This window comes from Natrialba sp. INN-245, assembly GCF_009807105.1.
Classification (GTDB): domain Archaea; phylum Halobacteriota; class Halobacteria; order Halobacteriales; family Natrialbaceae; genus Natrarchaeobius; species Natrarchaeobius swarupiae.
Genome location: NZ_WUBV01000026.1, coordinates 21,440 through 40,302 on the forward strand (window position 1 = coordinate 21,440; position 18,863 = coordinate 40,302).

14 protein-coding genes and 1 pseudogene are annotated in these 18,863 nt (G+C 65.2%); 9 read left to right on the forward strand and 6 right to left on the reverse strand.

The features are described from left to right. Positions 1-4: 4 nt before the first annotated feature. Genes GRS80_RS08605 through GRS80_RS08615 form a run of 3 tightly spaced genes read right to left on the reverse strand, consistent with a single transcriptional unit; the run spans position 5 to position 3,463 of the window. On the reverse strand, positions 5-1,204 hold the full coding sequence (locus tag GRS80_RS08605) for a Xaa-Pro peptidase family protein (protein WP_160047181.1): 1,200 nt from the start codon (positions 1,202-1,204) through the stop codon (positions 5-7). After that, positions 1,201-2,313, reverse strand: coding sequence for an ABC transporter ATP-binding protein (locus tag GRS80_RS08610; RefSeq protein ID WP_160047182.1), 1,113 nt, complete (start codon positions 2,311-2,313; stop codon positions 1,201-1,203). Before GRS80_RS08610 ends, GRS80_RS08605 begins: the two co-directional genes overlap by 4 nt. Positions 2,314-2,350: 37 nt before the next feature. Next, positions 2,351-3,463, reverse strand: coding sequence for a PotD/PotF family extracellular solute-binding protein (locus GRS80_RS08615; RefSeq protein WP_160047183.1), 1,113 nt, complete (start codon positions 3,461-3,463; stop codon positions 2,351-2,353). A gap of 247 nt (positions 3,464-3,710) precedes the next feature. Between GRS80_RS08615 and GRS80_RS08620 the strand changes: the two genes are divergently transcribed. Genes GRS80_RS08620 through GRS80_RS08640 form a run of 5 tightly spaced genes read left to right on the forward strand, consistent with a single transcriptional unit; the run spans position 3,711 to position 9,299 of the window. Continuing rightward, the gene (locus GRS80_RS08620) at positions 3,711-5,027 is read left to right on the forward strand and encodes an ArgE/DapE family deacylase (RefSeq protein WP_160047184.1); all 1,317 of its coding nucleotides are present in this window, start codon (positions 3,711-3,713) and stop codon (positions 5,025-5,027) included. Then, positions 5,020-5,916, forward strand: coding sequence for a creatininase family protein (locus GRS80_RS08625; protein ID WP_160047185.1), 897 nt, complete (start codon positions 5,020-5,022; stop codon positions 5,914-5,916). Before GRS80_RS08620 ends, GRS80_RS08625 begins: the two co-directional genes overlap by 8 nt. Then, the gene (locus GRS80_RS08630; protein WP_160047186.1) at positions 5,913-6,923 is read left to right on the forward strand and encodes a CoA-transferase; all 1,011 of its coding nucleotides are present in this window, start codon (positions 5,913-5,915) and stop codon (positions 6,921-6,923) included. Before GRS80_RS08625 ends, GRS80_RS08630 begins: the two co-directional genes overlap by 4 nt. Then, positions 6,916-7,902 carry a CoA-transferase gene (locus tag GRS80_RS08635; RefSeq protein ID WP_160047187.1) on the forward strand — a complete coding sequence of 329 codons (987 nt, stop codon included), beginning with the start codon at positions 6,916-6,918 and terminating at the stop codon, positions 7,900-7,902. The genes GRS80_RS08630 and GRS80_RS08635 overlap by 8 nt, the downstream gene beginning before the upstream one ends. Further along, entirely contained in the window at positions 7,899-9,299 is a 1,401-nt protein-coding gene (locus GRS80_RS08640; protein ID WP_160047188.1) for an aspartate aminotransferase family protein, read from the forward strand. Before GRS80_RS08635 ends, GRS80_RS08640 begins: the two co-directional genes overlap by 4 nt. Before the next feature lie 47 nt (positions 9,300-9,346). Here the strand turns inward: GRS80_RS08640 and GRS80_RS08645 are convergent, their stop codons facing one another. Further along, positions 9,347-10,942, reverse strand: a complete 1,596-nt coding sequence (locus tag GRS80_RS08645; RefSeq protein ID WP_160047189.1) for an AMP-binding protein — start codon at positions 10,940-10,942, stop codon at positions 9,347-9,349. Between the two features lie 212 nt (positions 10,943-11,154). Here GRS80_RS08645 and GRS80_RS08650 point away from each other — a divergent pair, with 212 nt between their 5' ends. Continuing rightward, positions 11,155-12,492: an aspartate aminotransferase family protein gene (locus tag GRS80_RS08650; RefSeq protein ID WP_160047190.1), complete on the forward strand. Its 1,338-nt coding sequence runs from the start codon at positions 11,155-11,157 to the stop codon at positions 12,490-12,492. A gap of 2 nt (positions 12,493-12,494) precedes the next feature. After that, complete coding sequence (locus GRS80_RS08655; RefSeq protein ID WP_160047191.1) at positions 12,495-13,637, forward strand: thiolase family protein; 1,143 nt, start codon at positions 12,495-12,497, stop codon at positions 13,635-13,637. 93 nt (positions 13,638-13,730) lie between these two features. Here the strand turns inward: GRS80_RS08655 and GRS80_RS08660 are convergent, their stop codons facing one another. Together GRS80_RS08660 and GRS80_RS08665 are read right to left on the reverse strand one after the other, a co-directional pair. Next, positions 13,731-16,253 carry an ATP-binding protein gene (locus tag GRS80_RS08660; RefSeq protein ID WP_160047192.1) on the reverse strand — a complete coding sequence of 841 codons (2,523 nt, stop codon included), beginning with the start codon at positions 16,251-16,253 and terminating at the stop codon, positions 13,731-13,733. Between the two features lie 329 nt (positions 16,254-16,582). After that, the gene (locus GRS80_RS08665) at positions 16,583-17,512 is read right to left on the reverse strand and encodes a sulfide-dependent adenosine diphosphate thiazole synthase (protein WP_160047193.1); all 930 of its coding nucleotides are present in this window, start codon (positions 17,510-17,512) and stop codon (positions 16,583-16,585) included. A gap of 229 nt (positions 17,513-17,741) precedes the next feature. Between GRS80_RS08665 and GRS80_RS08670 the strand changes: the two genes are divergently transcribed. Then, a complete protein-coding gene (locus tag GRS80_RS08670) occupies positions 17,742-18,344 on the forward strand; it encodes a helix-turn-helix domain-containing protein (protein WP_160047194.1) in 603 nt (200 codons plus the stop codon). Continuing rightward, positions 18,341-18,845, forward strand: a pseudogene (locus GRS80_RS08675) (hypothetical protein). The gene GRS80_RS08670 and the pseudogene GRS80_RS08675 overlap by 4 nt, the downstream one beginning before the upstream one ends. The last annotated feature ends 18 nt before the right edge of the window (positions 18,846-18,863 follow it).

Here is an 18,863-nt window from a genome sequence, read left to right on the forward strand (position 1 = left end):
CACCTTAGACGAATTTCTCATGGTCCGGATGGGGGGTTCGCGAGAGGACCTCGGCGCCGCGGTCGGTAACGAGCACCATATCCTCGAAGCGGACGCCGGCGACACCCCGTCTGAATAGCCCGGGTTCGATCATGACGATCGTGTTCTCCTCGAGTGGGACGTCATCGGTCGGCCCGATGTACGGCGGTTCGTGGGCGACGACGCCGATCCCGTGGCCGATGTAGCCGTCGGTCATCCACTCCTCGTATCCGAACTCGGCGAAGACCGCACGCGAGGCCTCGTACACTTCCCGGCCGGTCGTGCCGGGCTCGATCGCGTCGATCGCCGCCTGATGGGCAGCGAACGTGGCCTGGTACATCGATCGCTGTTCGTCCGACGGCGTCCCGGGGAACGCCATGCGGGCCAGTTCGCTGTAGTAGCCTTTCCACATCGGGCCCTCGTCGAGCTGGACGAACTCGCCCCGGCGGATACGCTTTCGAGACGGGTACTCCTGGCAGCGCGACCATCTGACGCCGGAACTGACGATCGCCGGGAGGGCGTAGGCGCCGGCCGCGCCCGCCGACAGCATCGCGTCCATGATCGCGCCGGAGACCTCGCACTCGCGCACGCCGACTTCGACTGCCTCGATGCCGGCCTCGATGGCCAGTTCGGCGATCGAGAGCCCTTCCTCGATGAGCGCGATTTCCGCGTCGGACTTGGTGGTCCGCGCCCGAAAGAGCAACTCGCCCGCATCGCGCAGGTCGGCGCTCGGAAGCGTCGCTTCGAGTTCGCGGGCAAACCGGTACTCCATATGGGGATCCAGGCCGACGACGCCGTCTGCGGCGCCGTGCTCTTCGAGCACCGACGCGAACGTCGCCGGGACCTCGTCGTCGGTCGTCGAGAACGACACGACGTCGGAGAGCCAGTGTCGGTCCTCTAGATCCGCAGCCAGTCGCGGCGCGGCGACGAACGTCGGCTCCCCCTCGCGGGGGACGACCGCCCCGTGTTCGGCTGACAGCGAGAAACTGTCGTACGGACCGAATCCGGTGAGATACCGGAGGTTGTCGGACCGATTGAGCAGCAGGGCGTCGATACCGGCCTCGTGCATCCGTTCCTGAACGGTTTCGAGGTTCTCGCGTGCGATGGGCTCGAGTACCCGGAAGAGTTCCTGTCGTTCGTGATCCCAGTGTGTCGTCTCGCCGTGAGGGGTCCTCGAGTGGCTCATTGCCCCTCCACGGCGAGTTGTTCCCGTCGCGCGCCATCCGTCGATCCCTCGACCGACGTATAGATGACGTCGGACGGATCGACGCTCACCCAGACCTCGTTGCCGGGATCGAGGGTGGCCCCGCTTACCCGGTCGCTCACCTGGAGTGGAGCGTCGAACTCGGGGACGGAAACGAAGTAGACGGCTTCGCTCCCCTGGTAATCGATATCACGTATCGTGCCGGAGAAGGCGTTCTCCTCCGACGGACGGCTCACGTGAAGCGACGCGAGTTCCGTCCGGACGAACACGGCGACGCGGTCGCCATCGTCGAAGCCAGGCCGTTCCTCGACGGCGACGCTCGCATTCCCCATCCGAACCTTCGGCTCCGGTTCGAGCCGGAGTTCGCCGTCGATTCGGCTCGACGTGCCGAGGAAGTTCGCGACGAACGGCGAGGTGGGCTGTTCGTAGGCCGCTTTCGGATCGTCGAACTGTTCGATGCGCCCGTCGTTCAGCACCGCGATCCGGTCGCCCATCGAGAGCGCTTCGGTCTGGTTGTGAGTGACGTAGATCGTCGTGATGCCGGTCTCGCGCTGGATGCGCTTGAGTTCGGTCCGCATCGTCCCGCGGAGCTTCTTGTCGAGGTTCGACAGCGGCTCGTCCATCAATACGAGGTCCGGATCGAACGCGAGCGCCCGGGCGACGGCAACCCGCTGCTGTTCGCCCCCGCTGCACTCGTGGGGGTAGACGTCTTCGTACCCCTCGAGGTCGATGATCGAGAGCATCTCTTCGACTTTCGCCTCGCGCTCGGCCTCGTCGGCCCCGCGCATCTTCAGGCCGAAGGCGATATTCTCCGCGACGGTCTTGTGGGGGAAGAGTGCGTAGTCCTGAAAGACGACGCCGATGTCGCGTTCGTAGGCCGGCAGACTCGTCAGATCACGACCACGAAGCTGGATCGATCCGGCGGTCGGAAGCTGGAGGCCCGCAATGTTGAGCAGCGTCGTCGTCTTGCCACAGCCGCTCGGCCCGACGACGGTGACGAACTCACCCTCCTCGACGGACAGCGAGATTCCGTCGACGGCGACGGTGTCACCGAACTCCTTTCGCAAGTTTTCGATGTCGAGAAATCCCATGGTATCTGGTGGTGCTGATAATAAATGACGGTGTCGTCTACGCCGACTGGATACTCTCCCACTCCTCGGACCACTCGTCGGAGTGTTCGTCCTCGTAGCCCGGCTCGAGGAACGTGAGTCGCTCCCCACCCGACGGATCGTAGTCGTAGAGGTCCTCGATCACGTCGGACGTCGCGTCGGTGGCCGGCGGGTAGCCAAGCGCCTCAGCGAGGGGCACGATCACGTCCTCGCTGAGCAAGTAATCGAAGTACGCCATCGCGGTTCGACGCGTGGCGTCGTCGATTCCGGACACCATCACCCAGTTGTCGGACCAGCTGTAGGCCCCTTCCTGCGGGACGACGTAGTCGAGGTGATCGTGGCCGTCCTCGACGGCCGCCTTGATCCGTCCGCCCCACGCCTCGCCGACGTAAGCCTCGCCTTCAGAATACATCCGAACGTGTTCGTCACCCGTAGTCCAGTAGTTCGAGACGAGGTCCTGTTGCTCGCGCACGGAATCCCAGATCTGTTCGATCCCGTCCTCGTAGGAGTCGTCGACCTGGATGTCGTTCGGATCCATCCCGAGATAGAGCGCGGTCGTAAACACGCGCACGAAGTCGGTCCCCTGCATGGTGATTCGACCATCGTTCGCCTCGTCCCAACAGGCCTCCCACGAGTCTAACTCGCCGAGTTCGTCGCGGTTGTACGCCATGCCGACCGTTCCGTACACCGTCGGGATCCCGTGAACCTCGGAACCGGCGTCGTAGATCGGGTTCTCGAACGTCTCGAGCAGGGAGTCGTAGTTCTCGAGCGCGGACGTGTCGATCGGCTCCCAGACGTCCTGGTTTGCTCCCATGTACAGCGTGTTGGCCGAGGTAATCGACACGTCGGCGTCGGACTGTCCGGTCTGTATTTGCGTGTAGCCGTCGAACTGGTCGCTGATCTGGTGGACCTCGACGTCGACGCCGTACTCTTCTTCGAATCCGGAAAACACCTCCTCCTGGTAGGAGTCGATGTAGTGACCGCCGACCACCTGCACCACCAGCGAGTCGGCAAGATCTCCGTCGGTCGATGCGTCGTCTGACGAATCAGCGTCGTCTGCCGAATCGGAGTCGTCGTCGCCACCGAGACAGCCTGCGAGCCCGGCGATCCCAACCGCCCCAGCCCCTCCCATCGATCGTAGCACCCGGCGACGGCTACGGTTCGACACAGCATGACCATTGGCATCTGCGTTCACGTTGGTACGTCCGTTTCTCATTGTACGTGGATAACAAAGGGCAGGCCCCATAATAAATCTTGGTAGTCATATACGCACTAACCTAAAAATATATAAGATTGATTCGACGTAAACCTTAACACTGTTAACGACAACTGTCAACCGATGGCACGACACGATCTACGACGCCGAACGGAGGGATCGAATGGTCCCGTCTGAGAGGACGGTCGATCCCGCCGCGCGCGAGCGCGTTCGGACCGCCGTCGAAGCACTAACCGACGACGCCGTCGACTTCGCCGCGGAACTCGTCCGGATCCGGAGCGTCCCCGGGAACGAAGGCCCCGTTCAGGAACGGGTCCGGGATCGCCTCGAGGCGCTCGGTCTGACGGTCGAGGAAATCGATCCAGGCGACGTTGCAGGGCTTGCGGACCACGACGAATACGTCGAACCCGAAGCGCCCTACGAGGGGCGGCCGAACCTGTTCGCGACCCGGCCAGGATCGGACGACGGCCCATCCCTGCTGTTCAACGGGCACGTCGACGTCGTCCCCGAAGGCGACCGCGAGGCGTGGTCGTTCGACCCATTCGCCGGCCGCGTCGAAGATGGACGGCTGCTGGGCCGTGGTGCCTCCGACATGAAAGGCGGCGTCGCCGCGATGATCTACGCACTCGCGGCGCTCGACCGTGCCGGCGTCGAACTCGCCGGTGACCTCTCGATTAACACCGTTATCGAGGAGGAGTACGGTGGGGCCGGCGGGACGCTCGCGAGCGTCCTCGCGGGCGTCGGCGCGAACGCGGACGCGGTCGTGATTCCCGAACCGACGGACTTCGACGCGTGGATCGCCAACGACGGCGTCTCGTACTTCCGGGTAACCGTCGAGGGCAAGGGCGCACACGCCGCAGAAACCGACGCCGGCGTCAACGCCGTCTCGAAGCTGCTGCCGATCTATCACGCACTCGAGGACCTCCACGACGAGCGCAAGCAGTCCGTCCACGACGACCTGTTCGAGGAGTGGCACGAACACACCGTCTCGCTCAACCTCGGGACGATCCGCGGCGGTGAGTGGGTCTCGAGCGTGCCGGACGAAGCGACGCTCGAGGCGCGGATCTCACACGCCCCCGCGGAGACGCGCGAGGAGATTCACGAGGCCGTCGAGTCGACCGTCGAGGCGGCTGCCGCGGGAGATTCGTGGCTCGAAGAACACCCGCCAGCGGTCGAGTGGTTCGGCTGGCGCGGACGTTCGGCGAAGGTCGATCCCGACGAGCCGATCGTCCGGACCGTCGAGGCCGTCGTCGAAGACGAACTCGACCGTGAGAGCCACGCCAAGGGCTTCCCGGGCGGCATCGACAGTCGCTTTTTCGTCAACTACGCCGACACGCCGGCGATCTGTTTCGGCCCCGGCGCGTACAACATTCACGGCACCGACGAGTCCCTCCCCGTCGCCGAACTCCAGGAGTGTACCCTCGCGCTCGCGCTGCTCGCGATGGCGTGGTGTGGCTACGAGGTGGTCGACAGTGAGTGAGGGGAGTGGAGGGAGTGAGCGTGAAAACGAGCCCCGTCGCTACGACGAATGCACCTGGCCGGAGATCGACGCGGCGGCCGAAGACGGTGCGACGGTCCTCGTCCCCGTCGGTGCGACCGAAGACCACGGCCCACACCTCCCGCTCGACGTCGACCGCCGGATCGTCGAGGCAGTCTGCGAGCCGGCAGCCGCCGCCCGCGAGGACGTCCTCCTCTTTCCGACGATCGACCACGGCTACCTGCCCCACCACATGGACTTTCCGGGCGGGATCACGATCGACTGGCGCACCTTCGTCGAGTACGTCATCGACGTCTGCGTCTCACTTTCCCACCACGGCTTCGAGAAGATCCTGCTCGTCAACGGCCACGGCTCGAACCACCACTTACTCGAGCTCGTTACTCGCCAGGTGATCCTCCAGTACCCCGACGTCCACTGTGCGTTCCTCTCGTGGTGGCAACTCGAGGACGTCCGCGAGGTCGCTGCAGCCGTTCGCGAGGCCGGCCCGCAGGGATCGGCCCACGCCGGCGAGATGGAGACGTCGATCTACATGCATCTGTACCCGGACCGGGTCGATATGGACGCCGCCGTCCGCGACGTTTCCTATCCGGAGAGCCGCCACTTCAACAACCTCGATCTCGCCGGCGAGAGCCGTCCCGACGACTCCACGCCCGTCACGATGATGGAGTGGTGGTCGACGATCTCCGAGACCGGCGTCATGGGCGACGCGACCGTTGCGTCCGCCGAGACCGGCGAACTGCTCCTCGAGGCTGCCGTGGAGGGCCTCGAGTCGGTACTCGAGGAGTTCGCTTCCCACCCGATCCGAGAGATCGATGACCACCACGCACGCACCGTCGAGAACGCCGAATACGATCCTTTTAGACCACGATGACACACGTAACGGACTTCAGTGACGAATCGAACCGAGTCGATGACACCTCGCCCGTCCGAGAGAAGGTCACGGACCTCGAATCCGCTATCGACGACTACGTCGAAGACGGCTCGAGCGTCGCGTTCGGCGGAATGGGCGGACGCGACCCCGAGGCGGCCGCTCGCGAGATCGTCCGTCAGGAAAAGACGGGCCTGACCGTCCTGGACGACGCCCGTACCACCCTGCTCGACATCATGGTCGGCGCGGGCTGTGTCGACGAGTACGTCGGCTCCTGGGTCGGGACGAGCCTCATCTCGCAGGGCCACAACATCAGAAACGCCGTCGAGAACGGCGTTCCACACCACCTCGAGATGCGCGACGTGTCGAACTTCGGCTCGTCGCTGATGTTCCTCGCGGGTGCGATGGACGTCCCCTTCGTGCCCACACGGTCGATGCTCGGGACGGACATCCCCGAGCACAACGACGACCTCGAGGTGATCGAAGACCCGTTCGGCTCCGGCGATCCGCTTACACTCGTCCCCGCGGCCCGGCCGGACGTCGCGATCATCCACGTGCAGCGGTGCGATCCGCTCGGCAACGCCCAGATTCGGGGCAACGTCGTCAACGATCACCTCAAGGCTCGCGCCGCAGAGAAAACGATCATCACCTGCGAGGAACTCGTCCCGACCGACGAGATTCGGGAGGCCCCGGAGCTCACCCGCATCCCGTTCTACGCGGTCGACGCGGTCGCCGAGGTACCGTTTGGCTCCCACCCGTGGCACTGCTACGGCCGGTATTACGCCGATCTCCCCTTCTACCGGGAGTACGGCCTCCGCTCGCAGGATCGCGAGGAGTTCCTCGAGTGGCTCGAGGAGTGGATCTGCCCCCACGAGGAGTACATAGAGCGGATCGGCGAGGAGCGACTCGCGACGCTCGAGCGAATGGAACGAGAGATCAACGCCCCGGCTCCGGAGGGGGACCGAACCTCGCCTGCGGACGCTGCGAACGCGGAGGAGACCCATGAGTGAACAGCCGAAGCCGACGGCGGACTCGGAGCCAGCGACAGAACAGTCGACAGGCACCGCCGACGAGCCCGCGAACCCGCTCGGTGTCGACCGACCCCACGAGACGGCCGCCGACTATACGACGACGGAACTGCTCGCCGTCGCCGCCGCCCGCGAGATCGACGACGGTGAGACCGCGTTCATCGGCGTCGGCATGTCGCTGATGTCGGGCGTGCTCGCGAAGTACACCCACGCGCCGAACTGCCAGCTCGTCGCCGAATCGGGCTACGTCGGCTCCGTACCGCCGGGCGTCGTCCAGTCTATCTCGGACAGCGTCCTCGGCGTCGACGCGCTTATCGCAACCGACCAGTGCGAAATCTTCGTCGACAACCAGCGTGGCGCATTCGACGTCGGCATCATCGGTGCCGGCCAGATCGACAGCCGTGGCAACACGAACTCGACGGCCGTCATCGGCGACCAAACGTACGAACAGCCGAAAGTCAGACTGCCCGGTTCCGGCGGCAGCAACGACATCATGACCTCCTGTGACCGAACCGTCGTGATGATGCGCCAGCAGCGACGCGCGTTCACGACCGATGTCGACTACGTCACCGCCCCGGGCCACCTCGAGCACGCGGACCAGCGCGACGAACTCGGCTTTGCCGGCGGCGGCCCCTGTGCCGTCGTCACGGACATGGCCGTCTTCGGTTTCGACGACGACGGCGAGATGGTGCTCGAGTCGACCCATCCCGGCGTCTCCGTCGCGGACGTCCGCGAGGAGGTTCAGTGGGACCTTCGCGTCGCCGACGAGGTCGAAACGACGCCCGAGCCAACGCGTTCGGAGGTCGCGATGTTGCGCACGATCGACCCTGCTGACGTCGTCCTTCGCGGTACCGACTACGTCTACGAGGTCGAGTTCGACGAGTGGACCGAGACCGTCCGCGAGCACTGGGACGAACTCCGATCGATTCAGGACGATTCCACCCGACACGATACACAATGACTGCAAACGAACGAGCACGAAATCAGGACCGACAAAAGCGGTCTACGACGCCAGGCACCGAACTCGGCGGCATGTTCCCGCGCGCGTTCGCCAAAGAGTACGTCACCATCGTCCGCGGCGACGGCTCGTGGGTCTGGGACGCCGACGACAACCGCTACCTCGACGCGATTTCGGGCAACCAGAACGTCAACATCGGCCACGGCCGCGAGGCAATCGCCGACGCCGCCCACGAACAGATCGAGCGCCTCGAGTACACCTCGAGCATGCTGTTCGCGAACGAGCCCGCGATGGAGTACACCGAGAAGATCGCGGAGTTTACGCCCGACGGCTTCGAGCACACGTGGCTCGTCTCGAGCGGCTCGGAGGCCAACGAGAGCGCGATCAAGCTGGCCCGCCAGTACCACTACGAGCGCGGAAACGAGGGCAAGTACAAGGTAATCTCGCGCCGGCGGAGCTACCACGGCAACACCGCGGGCGCGATGGCGGTGTCGGGCTTTCCGGCCCGGAAGACGAAGATGGAGCCGCTGTTTGCGAACTTCCCGAAAGCGCCGAGCGCGACGCCCTATCGCTGTGAGCGCTGTGACGGCGACGGCGGCCGAGCCTGCGGCCTTGAGTGTGCCGACGCCGTCGAACGCCTCATTCAGGACGAGGGCCCGGAGACGGTCGCGGCCTTTATCGCCGAACCTGTGACTGGCGCGGCCAACGCCGCCGCCTCGCCCCACGACGGCTACTTCGAGCGGATTCGCGAGATCTGCGACGAGTACGATGTCCTCTTTATCGTCGACGAGGTCATGGCTGGCTTCGGCCGGACCGGCGAGAACTTCGCGATCGAACACTGGGACGTCACGCCCGACATCATCACCGGCGCGAAGGGGATGAGCGGCGGCTACTCGCCGATCGGCGGCACGATGCCCCACCGGCGCGTCACCGAGGTCTTCGAGGACGTCGCGGACGGATTCCAGCACGGGCACACGTTCTGTTTCAACCCGGCGTCGGCCGCGATCGGGACGGCCGTCCTCGAGTACATGGACGAACACAACCTTGTCGCGAACGCCCGCGAAGTCGGTGCGTACCTCCGGGAGCGCTGCGAGGAGTTCCGCGAGTACGAGTTCGTCGGCGACGTCCGCGGCAAGGGACTGATGCTCGGCGTCGAGTTCGTCGGCGACCGCGAGACGAAGGAACCGCTCCCCGAGACGGGCGGCGAGTTCCAGTCGCTGCTGTTCGAGGCGGGACTGGACAACGGTATCGTCACCTATCCGGGCGGCGGCCACGTCGACGGCCAGTACGGGGACCACACTCTGATCACGCCGCCGCTGACGATCGACGAGGAGCTCGCCGACGAGGTCGTCGATCGGATGCACGCGACGTTCGCGGACGTCGAGGCCGCGCTGTCGTAGCGGTCCGGGACGCCGGACACTACGACTTCCGAAACGTAGCGGACGGGTCAGCCGATCCGTCGATCCTCGTCCGACCAGTATCGGTCGCGCAGCGTCGCTTTGTCGATTTTGCCGATCGACGTCGTCGGCAGTTCGGCAGCCACCTCGACGGACTTCGGCCGCTTGTACCCCGCCAGGCGCTCCCCGGCGTACTCGAGGATAGCGTCCACGTCGACCGCTCCCTCGGCCTCGCGGGGAACGACGACCGCACGGACTGCCTCGCCCCACTCTTCGTGGGGAACGCCGAACACTGCGACGTCGGTGACGGCGGGGTGTTCGCCGAGGACGCGCTCGACCTCGGCGGTGTAGACGTTCATGCCGCCGGTGACGACCACGTCGCTGCGTCGATCCAACAGGAAGAGGAAGCCGTCCTCGTCGATCCGACCGATGTCGCCGGTTCGAACCCAGCCGTCGACGAACGCGTCGGCCGTCTCGTCCGGCCGATCGACGTAGCCGTCGAAGGCGTAGGGCGCTCGCGCGAGGAGTTCCCCCTCTTCGCCGGGCGCGCACTCCTCACCGGTGTCCGGATCGACGATTGTCACGTCCGAGAGCAGACACGGCTGTCCCGCCGACCGGAGCAACCGATCGTCGCCGTCCTCGAGTGCGCGGGCGTGATCGCGGCGGTCGAGCGTCGTGATGAGATTCGGAACCTCGGTCTGGCCGTAAAACTGGGTGAAGATCGGGCCGAGCCGCTCGAGCGCCTCCCGCAGTCGATCGGGTCGGATCGGCGCAGCGCCGTAGATTACGTTCTCGAGCGAGGTGAGGTCGTACTCCGCGAGCGGTTCCTCGAGCAGTCGGTAGAGCATCGTCGGGACGAGGAAGGTCCAGGTCACGTCGCGGTCCGCGACTGTCTCGAGGAACGCCGGCTCGTCGAACTCCCGGTGGAGTCCGACCGTCCCGCCCGCGAGCAGCGCCGCCAGCAGAAAGGTGCCGCCGGAGTGTGAAACCGGCGTCGCCACGAGTCCTGTGTCCGTACTCGTAAAGCCGAGGTCGGCGTGGTGTGCGAGGAGGTTCGTCGTCAGCGCAGCCTGCGTGTAGCGGACGCCCTTTGGCTCGCCGGTCGTGCCGCCGGTGTAGAAGTGGCCCGCGGTCGCGTCCGGCGAGACTGAGACGTCAGGAGGAGTCTCGTTTGCCTCGTCCTCGAGGGCGCTCGCAGTTTGCCACCCTGCGGGCGGATCGCCGGAACCGACGGCAATACACGTCGGTCGCGTCGGCAGGTCTGCGAGGAGTTCCTCGACGGGTTCGATCTGTGCCTCGTCGCAGACGACGGCAGCGGGTGTCGCATCCGAGAGAATGTGGTCAATCTCGTCGCTCGAGAGCGCCGGGTTCACTGGCAGCCGCACCGCGCCCGCCTTGAAAACGGCGATATCGACGATCGGTGCCTCGAGCCGGTTCGACAGGACGGTGGCGACCCGCCTTTCGGGGCCAATTCCGAGGTCGCGAAACGCGTTCGCCAGCGCGTTCGATCGGCGGTGGAGTTCACCGTACGTGATCGAATCAGTGTCGTCCCAGAGTGCCAGCCGATCGGGTCGCCGAGCGAGCGCCGTAGAAAACAGGGCCGGAAGCGTCCCCCCACCTATCGGCTCCGAGTGATGTGATGCCATGGTCTGGATTACAGTTGTATCAACTATTGCGTTTCCAGTCCTTAAACTACAGGGCGGCCAATCACCTCTAACTACGTATTCAAACCCCTACCAGATGCATTACCTTTGTAAAAGACTCGATATAATATCAAAATTTGATAGCAAGCTGCGTCGATAGCTTTTTGCCTTTATTTAACAATGTTCACTTAGATCGCGTAAACTGCTACCAGACTATGAAACAAGAGAGTCCTACTGAGCCGTCGAACGCCGACGTCGAAACGGCCTACGACGACTACGTCATGCCGATCTGGAAGTCGCTGAACGTGCCTGTCGAGCGCGCATCGAACTGCACTCTCGAGGATTTCGAGGGCACGGAGTACCTCGACCTGTTCTCGGGCATCTCCGTCGCCAACCTCGGCCACAACGACGAGGCCGTCGTCGAAGCCGCGACGGAGCAACTCGAGACGTTCGTCCACGGCTGTTCGTACGTGCACCCCAACCAGCCCGTCGCCGAGCTCGCGGAACGGCTCGCAGAGTTGACCCCCGGCGACTTACAGAAGTCGTTCTTCTGTAACTCCGGGACGGAGGCCGTCGAGGGCGCGATCAAACTCGCCCGGAAGTACACCGGGAATCAGGAGGTCGTCGCCCTCGAGATGGGGTTCCACGGCCGCACGCTCGGCAGCCTGGCGCTCACCGGCAACCACGCCTACAAACACGGGATGGGGTCGACGATCAACGACGTGGTGCACGCCCCCGCACCCGACAAGTACCGCTCGCCACACCGTGAACTCGACGACGCAGCGTTCGCGGCGGCCGCCGCCGCAGACCTCGAGCATACGATCGGTACCCACACCAGCGGCGAGATCGCCGCCGTCGTCGTCGAACCGGTCATGGGCGAGGGCGGCATCATCGTCCCGCCCGCGGACTACCTCGAGCGCGTCGCCGAAATCGCCCGCGATTACGGTGGCGTGTTGATCGCCGACGAGGTCCAGACCGGCTACGGCCGGACCGGCGAGTTCTGGGCGGTCGATCACGTCGACGTCGAGCCCGACATTCTGACGCAGGCGAAAGGGATCGCCAACGGGCTCCCGCTCGGCGCGTTTACCGCGTCGGCCGAGATCGCCGACGCGTTCGAGTCCGGCGACCACCTCTCGACGTTCGGCGGCAACCCGGTCAGCTGTGCCGCCGCACTCGCCACCATCGACCGTCTCGAGGACGACGTCATCGCGAATGCGCGCGATCAGGGCGAGTGGCTCGCCGAGCACCTCGGCGCGCTGGCAGACGAGTATGATGTCGTCGGCGACGTTCGCGGCCGCGGACTCATGTGGGGTCTCGAGATCGTCGCTCCCGACGAGCGCGGTCCCGGTCCCGCGGACGTCCCCGCGCCGGCACCGAAACTCGCCGCCGCTATTGCTGAGTACCTCCGCGAGGAGGAACGGATCGTCGCCGGCGTCGGCGGCTACCACAAGAACGTCGTCCGCCTCCAGCCGCCGCTGTCGATCTCCCGTGAGCAACTCGAGCGCGCACTCGAAGGGATTCGGGCCGCCATCGAGGCGGAACAGGGACGATAGCCATGTCGGCGCACACGCCAACGCCCGTCGTCGTCGAAGCGGTGCGAACGCCACAGGGCCGCGAGGGCGGCGTATTCGCCGATGTCCGCAGCGAGGATCTGTCCGTCCCGCTCGTCGAAACGATCCTCGAGCGCACCGGCCTCGAGGGTGCCGACGTCGACGACCTCCTGTGGGGGGTCGCCCAGCAGCGTGCCGAACAGGGGAACAACCTCGCGCGAGTCGTCGCGATGCTCGCCGGCCTCGAGTCGGTCCCCGGCGCGACGATCAACCGGTGGTGTGCCTCCTCCGCGGCGGCGATCGCCCGCGCCGCCGACGCCGTCGCGAGCGGCCAGCGGCGCTGTCTTCTCGTCGGCGGCGTCGAAAACATGAGTCGGGTCGCCATCGAGGGCAACGTCGACAACGTTCACCCAGACCTCGGCGAGCGCTACGCCCTCGAGTCGCTCGGGATGGGTGCGACCGCCGAGACGGTCGCCAACCGGTTCGACGTTTCCCGCGAGGACCAGGACGAGTACGCACTCCGGAGCCACGAACGCGCAGCCGCAGCGACCGAGGCAGGCCGCTTCGACGACGAGATCGTCCCCATCGACGTCGAGGGGACAGTCGTCGACACCGACGAGTGCATTCGGCCCGATACGTCCCTCGAGGCGCTCGGCGACCTCCCGACGGTGTTCGCCGAGGACGGCAGCGTCACGCCCGGCAACGCCTCGCAGATCAGCGACGGGGCGGCAGCCCTGCTCGTGACCAGCCGCGCGTTCGCCGAGGAGCGCGGGCTCGAGCCGCTGGCCGTCGTCGGCGATCACGAGGTCGCGGGCGTCGACCCCACGATCATGGGCGTGGGGCCGGTCCACGCCGTTCGACGACTCGAGGAGCGGATCGGACGCGACCCCGACGACTACGACCTCGTCGAGTTGAACGAAGCCTTCGCCTCGCAGACGCTGTACTGCAAGCGCGAACTCGGCTTCGACGACACGGTCTTCAACGTCAACGGCGGGGCGATCGCGCTCGGCCACCCGCTCGGTGCCTCGGGCGCGCGACTGCCTGTGAGCCTGCTCCACGAACTGCGCCGACGGGACGCCGAACTCGGACTCGCCACCGAGTGTGTCGGCCATGGTCAGGGGATGGCGATCGAGTTCCACGCACTCTGACGTCGAGTGCCGCCTCCGCTACGGCGGCGGGTCTCCGATTGTGGACCGTCACTTGGTCTCGTGTACAGAATCGCTGCACTTTGACGACGATCCCTACGACCAGCCGTCGATGCTCGAGGCCGTCTCCGAAACCCCCTCGAGGAGGTGTCGTTCGCGAACCTGGTCGCCGGCTTGCATCGCCTTCCGGGCGGCGTTGTCCGCGAGCAAGGCGAGGTCGCTCGCCGCGTAGCCGTCTGTGTACTCGACGACGTCGTCCCAGCGACAGTCGTCCGCGACGGGCCGGCCCCGGAGGTGGACCTCGAGAATCTCTCGACGCGCCGTCGCGTCCGGCGGCGGCACTTCGATCCGCTCGTCGAACCGTCCGGAGCGGACGATGGCGTCGTCGACGTCCGAGAGGAGGTTCGTCGCGGCGACGACGACGACGTCCTCGTCCTCGAGGCCGTCGAGTTCGGTGAGCAACTGGTTGACCATCTGGCGCTGGCTGGTTCCGTCGCTCCCGCCGCGAGCGCTGGCGATGCCGTCGATCTCGTCGAGAAAGACCAGACACGGTGCGTTCTGTCGGGCGATCTCGAAGAGATCGGCGACGTTCCGGGCGGGTTTGCCCATCCACTTGCTCGTCAGGTCCGCGGGCGTCACGTCGAGGAACGCGAAGTCGAGTTCGCCCGCGAGCGCGCCCGCAATATGAGTCTTTCCACAGCCCGGTGGACCGTACAGCATGACGCCGGTCGTCACGCCCAGCCCGTACTCGGCGTACTGCCCTGCGTTCTCGAGTGGATCGATCACCGTCTCCTCGAGGCGGTCCTTGAGCCCGTCCATCCCGCCGACGTCGCCGAACTGTCTGTCGACGCTCGGCGTCACCAGCGATCGCGCGCTCAGATCGACGTCGTCCGGCTGCGTGAGCGTTTTTCCGTCGCCCAGCGCGGAACCGGCCCAGTCCGGAACGCTCGACTCCGCGTCCTCGGCTGCGGCGAGGACGTGGTCGGTTCCGATCGCGTCGCCGTCCCGCAGCGCGCGCCGCGCGGCGTCGGTCGCGATGTACTCGAGGTCGCTGGCCGCGTACCCCGCCGTCCGGTCGACAACTGGATCGAGGTCGAGGTCGTCCGCAAGCGGTCGTCCCTCGAGGTGGATTCGCAGGATTTCGCGGCGCGCGAGATCGTCCGGCGGTGGCACCTCGACGTGTTCGTCGAACCGTCCCGTTCGGACGATGGCGTCGTCGACGTCCTCCAGAAGATTCGTCGCGGCGAGTACCAGCACGTCCTCGGAGACGTCCTCGAGTTCGGTCAGCAGCTGGTTGACCATGCCGCGTTCGCTCGTACTCGATTGATCTTCGCGGGCGCTCGCGATCGCGTCGATCTCGTCGAGAAAGAGCACGCAGGGCGCGTTGGCCTCGGCGATCGCGAACGCGTCCTGGACGTTTTCGGCCGGCTTCCCCATGTACTTACTCGAGAGATCCGCCGGTGTCACGTCGAGGAACGCGTACTCGAGTTCGCCCGCGAGCGCACCGGCAACGTAGGTCTTCCCACAGCCCGGTGGGCCGTGAAGCAAGACTCCGGAGACGGGATCGAGGCCGTACTCGCGAAACGTCTCGGGTTGCTGGACGGGGCCGATCACCGACCGTCGCAGCGTTCGCTCGAGGTCGGCCATGCCGCCGACGTCGCCGAAACATCGGTCCGGACTTGGATCGACGAGCGTCGCGGCGTCGAGTTCCGCGTTCTCCGGCTGTACGGGTTCCTCGTGCTGTGTCTGGGGCTCAGAACCAGCCGACGGTTCGACTCCTGTCTCCTCCCTGTTGGCTTCGCTCGTATCTTCCTCGGCAGTATTCGAGTCGGACGCCCCGGCTGGCCCGTCACCGCCGCTGGCTGACTCGGTCGTGCCGTCCGGTGACGGTGACTCGATCGCCCGTCGAATCGACGTGTGTGCGTACCGCGCGAGTCGGGCCTTGTCCTCGCGGACGAATGCCGAGAGCCAGTCGTGTGGTGACTCGCCGTCGGTTCGAGCGTCGTCGACCGTTCGCACGGCACCGATGAGATCCCGACCCTCGGGCCGGTACACCTCGCAGATCCAGAAGGGGAGGTACAGTCGGCTCACGTCGGCGACGCCGCGGAACGATTCGGGCTCGAGGTCGTCGGGAAGGCCGAACGTCTCGGTCAACTGCTCTTCGAACGACGACGTGACCGACGATGGATCCGCAAACGCTTTCGACTCGGCGATCTCCTCGAGGCGGTTCGGAAGCAACGCGGTCGCTCGCTGGGTTGGCACCTGGAAGTCGAGCAACACAGATCGGCCGAGACCCGCCCGGTCAATGCCGAAGTCGTACGCGGCGAGTGAAACCGTCTCGAGGGAGTCGGCTTCGGCCCGGTATCGCTGGAGCGGTCCGTGATTGTCGGTCCACAGTCCGTCGATCAGTGTCACGTCGCGGACGGTCTGCTCGCCCCAGGGGAGTCGCCCGGACCGTTCGTACTCGTACTCGACACGAAAGACGGGGTAGAATACGCGGTGAAAGCGTGTGATCTCGGCGTCTGCTCCGACGGCTTGCTCGGCGTAAGACTGGAGTGCGTGTTTGACCCGTCCCCCGGAGGGGAGCGTGCGATCGATCTCGATCTCGGCTGGAATCATTCGCGCCCGGTCACCTCCCGGAGCGGCGAACAGCATCGACGGTTCGGCAATCGGTATCGCATTATTTCATCCGTTATCGGTAGACCGAAATGTCACTATCGATCGAGGTTCGACGCCCGTTCTGGCGGGATGCAGGGAGACGTCGGTAGACGACTCCTGTCTCTGCCCGAACTCGAGCCGGAAAGACGCTGAACGAGAATCGAACAGACGCTGAACGGGAGGAAAGACGGAGTCGGGAGCGTGAATTCGGTCTACGGGGTTTCGTCCGGATTGCTATGAGTCTATCCCCGTCGATCGTAGAATGGCAGGCGATCGACCGGCAATCCGTATCAGTCGTCGGCCGGCTGGGCGCGCGAGGTCAGTTCGACCTCGGGGGCGTCGACCTCGAGTTCGTCGAGGGCGACCTGGGCGGCGCGTTTGCCCGAGACGAGCATGGCACCGAAGGTCGGCCCCATCCGCGGCAGGCCGTAGGTCGTCGCGGTGGCCATCCCGGTCGCGATCAGGCCGTCGTGGACGAGACCGGTGTGTTCGACGACGGCGTCCTCGCTTTTGCCGACCCACATCGAGTCGTGACCGGGCGAGTCGTGGCCGGGAGCGCCGTAGGTGTCGCTGTCGGTCTGGTCCATGACCTGGCCGCGCTCTTTGGCGTCCTGAATGCCGGGGGCGTCGAGGACGCCGCGCTCGTCGAGTTTCGTAATCGCCATCGCGTCGTGGCCGGTCGCGTCGATGACGAGGTCGGCCTCGACGGCGATCGGGTCGACGCACGTGATCTCCCTGGGGAGGGCGTGGACCGGCGTCCAGTTCATGACGATTCCCGAGACGCGGTGGTCCTCGCGGATGACGATGTCCGTGAACTCGGTCATGTTCTGCATCTTCGCGCCGGCGTCACAGGCGGCTTTGATAAGTCCGGAACAGGCCTCCGGACCGTTGGCGACGTAGAGGTCCTCGCTGTCCTGGGACTCCTTGTAGGAGACGTCGAGTTCGTCGAGAACCTTCTGGGCGGGATCTCGCACCGTCACTTTGTTCATCAGGAAGCCGCCGAGCCAGAAGCCGCCGCCGAGGTAGTTGTTCTTCTCGACGACCATCACCTTCACGCCGCGCTCGGCGAGTTCCTTCGCGGCGGTCAGTCCCGAGGGGCCGCCGCCGACGATGATGACGTCCGAATCCGAGAAGTCCATGAACTCCTCGGTCCACTCCTGGCCGATCGCGCGCGTTACATCCGCTTCGCCGACGTCACTGAACTGCTCGAAGTCGCTCATACAACTAGGTGGTATTCTCCAGTAGTGAAAAGTCTATCGTGACGCTTGTCCGGATAGACAGCTGTATCAGACGTTCAGGACTGCTGATTGTCTCGAGAATGGACGGGTGGCGCGCCGAGTCAATGTACATTCTCGAGCCTCGAGCTCGATCCGCGCGGTTCTCGCCGCGTATCGCAAACTGGCCGAACATCTATTACATCTTGTCTGTAATCTGTAAACAGACTACTCGATGTCACAAGCATCCGATCGGGCGTCTGGAGAGGTGATCCAAGACTTTCTCACAGTCGCGGATCTTCTCGAGGAGCCGCAGTTAGCACGGCTGTACACCTATCTATGGCTCGAAGGGGAGGCAACCGTTCGAGAACTCATGGACGAACTCGACCTTCCGCAGGGGTCGGCCTACACGTACGTCAACCGGCTCACGGACGCGGGCGTACTGGAAATGGTGACAGACGAGCAACCACGAATGTACGCCGCGATCGAAATCGATCTCACCCTGACGGTCGCAAGCGATCAGGAGTACACGATTACACCAGCGCTGATCGACGCCGTTGGGCGACGAGCATCGAACGAGGATATCGATGCGTATCTGGAGCGCCACGGGATCGGCGGACTTGGGACGGCGCTCTCGTACGCGGTTGGGCGTGAACAAGGTGAGACGACACACCGGCTGATGGCCCGCGATCTCGAGATGTCTCCGCTCGAGGCAGAGATCATCCTCCAGGCCCTCCGTCCAGTCGTTCACGACCACCTCGAGATCGAGAAGTCGGGTGTATCGCTTTCCGACGTTCTCGAGGCGGAACGTTCGAGTGGCGACAGCGACGAAGCGTGAGTGCGATTCACGTCGCGGATACTGGTGTCTTCGCCGCGATGGGATCTCCCTCGAACGACCGCTATCGACGAGTCCGGACGTTTGCCCGCCGAAACGACGTCACCTTCGTTCTTCCGGAGCGGGTATACGAGGAGTTGACCGTCGACCAAACTGCCAAGCAGCCGCCGATCGACGTTGCAATCGACAGCGGATGGGCCACGGGCCGACCCGCTCGACTACGCGAATCCGCTAGTCTCGCGCACGATGGACGGCGTTCGGCGGTATATCGCCAGTGCCGACGACCGTCCCGTCGACGAGGTCGAGCGTGCGGATTCGGCGTTGGCTGGCGTCGCTGCACAGGCGCTCGCCACCGGCAACGCTTCTCGAGCATACATCTATACCACAGATATCGCCGCCGGCGAAGGGGCGAATGCGGTGCTCGCCAGTGAGGGGTACGGGGATTCCGTCACCTTCGTCGACGGATTTCGTTTTATCGAGGATCTCTTCGAGAACGCGGAATGACCGTGTCGAGACCACACT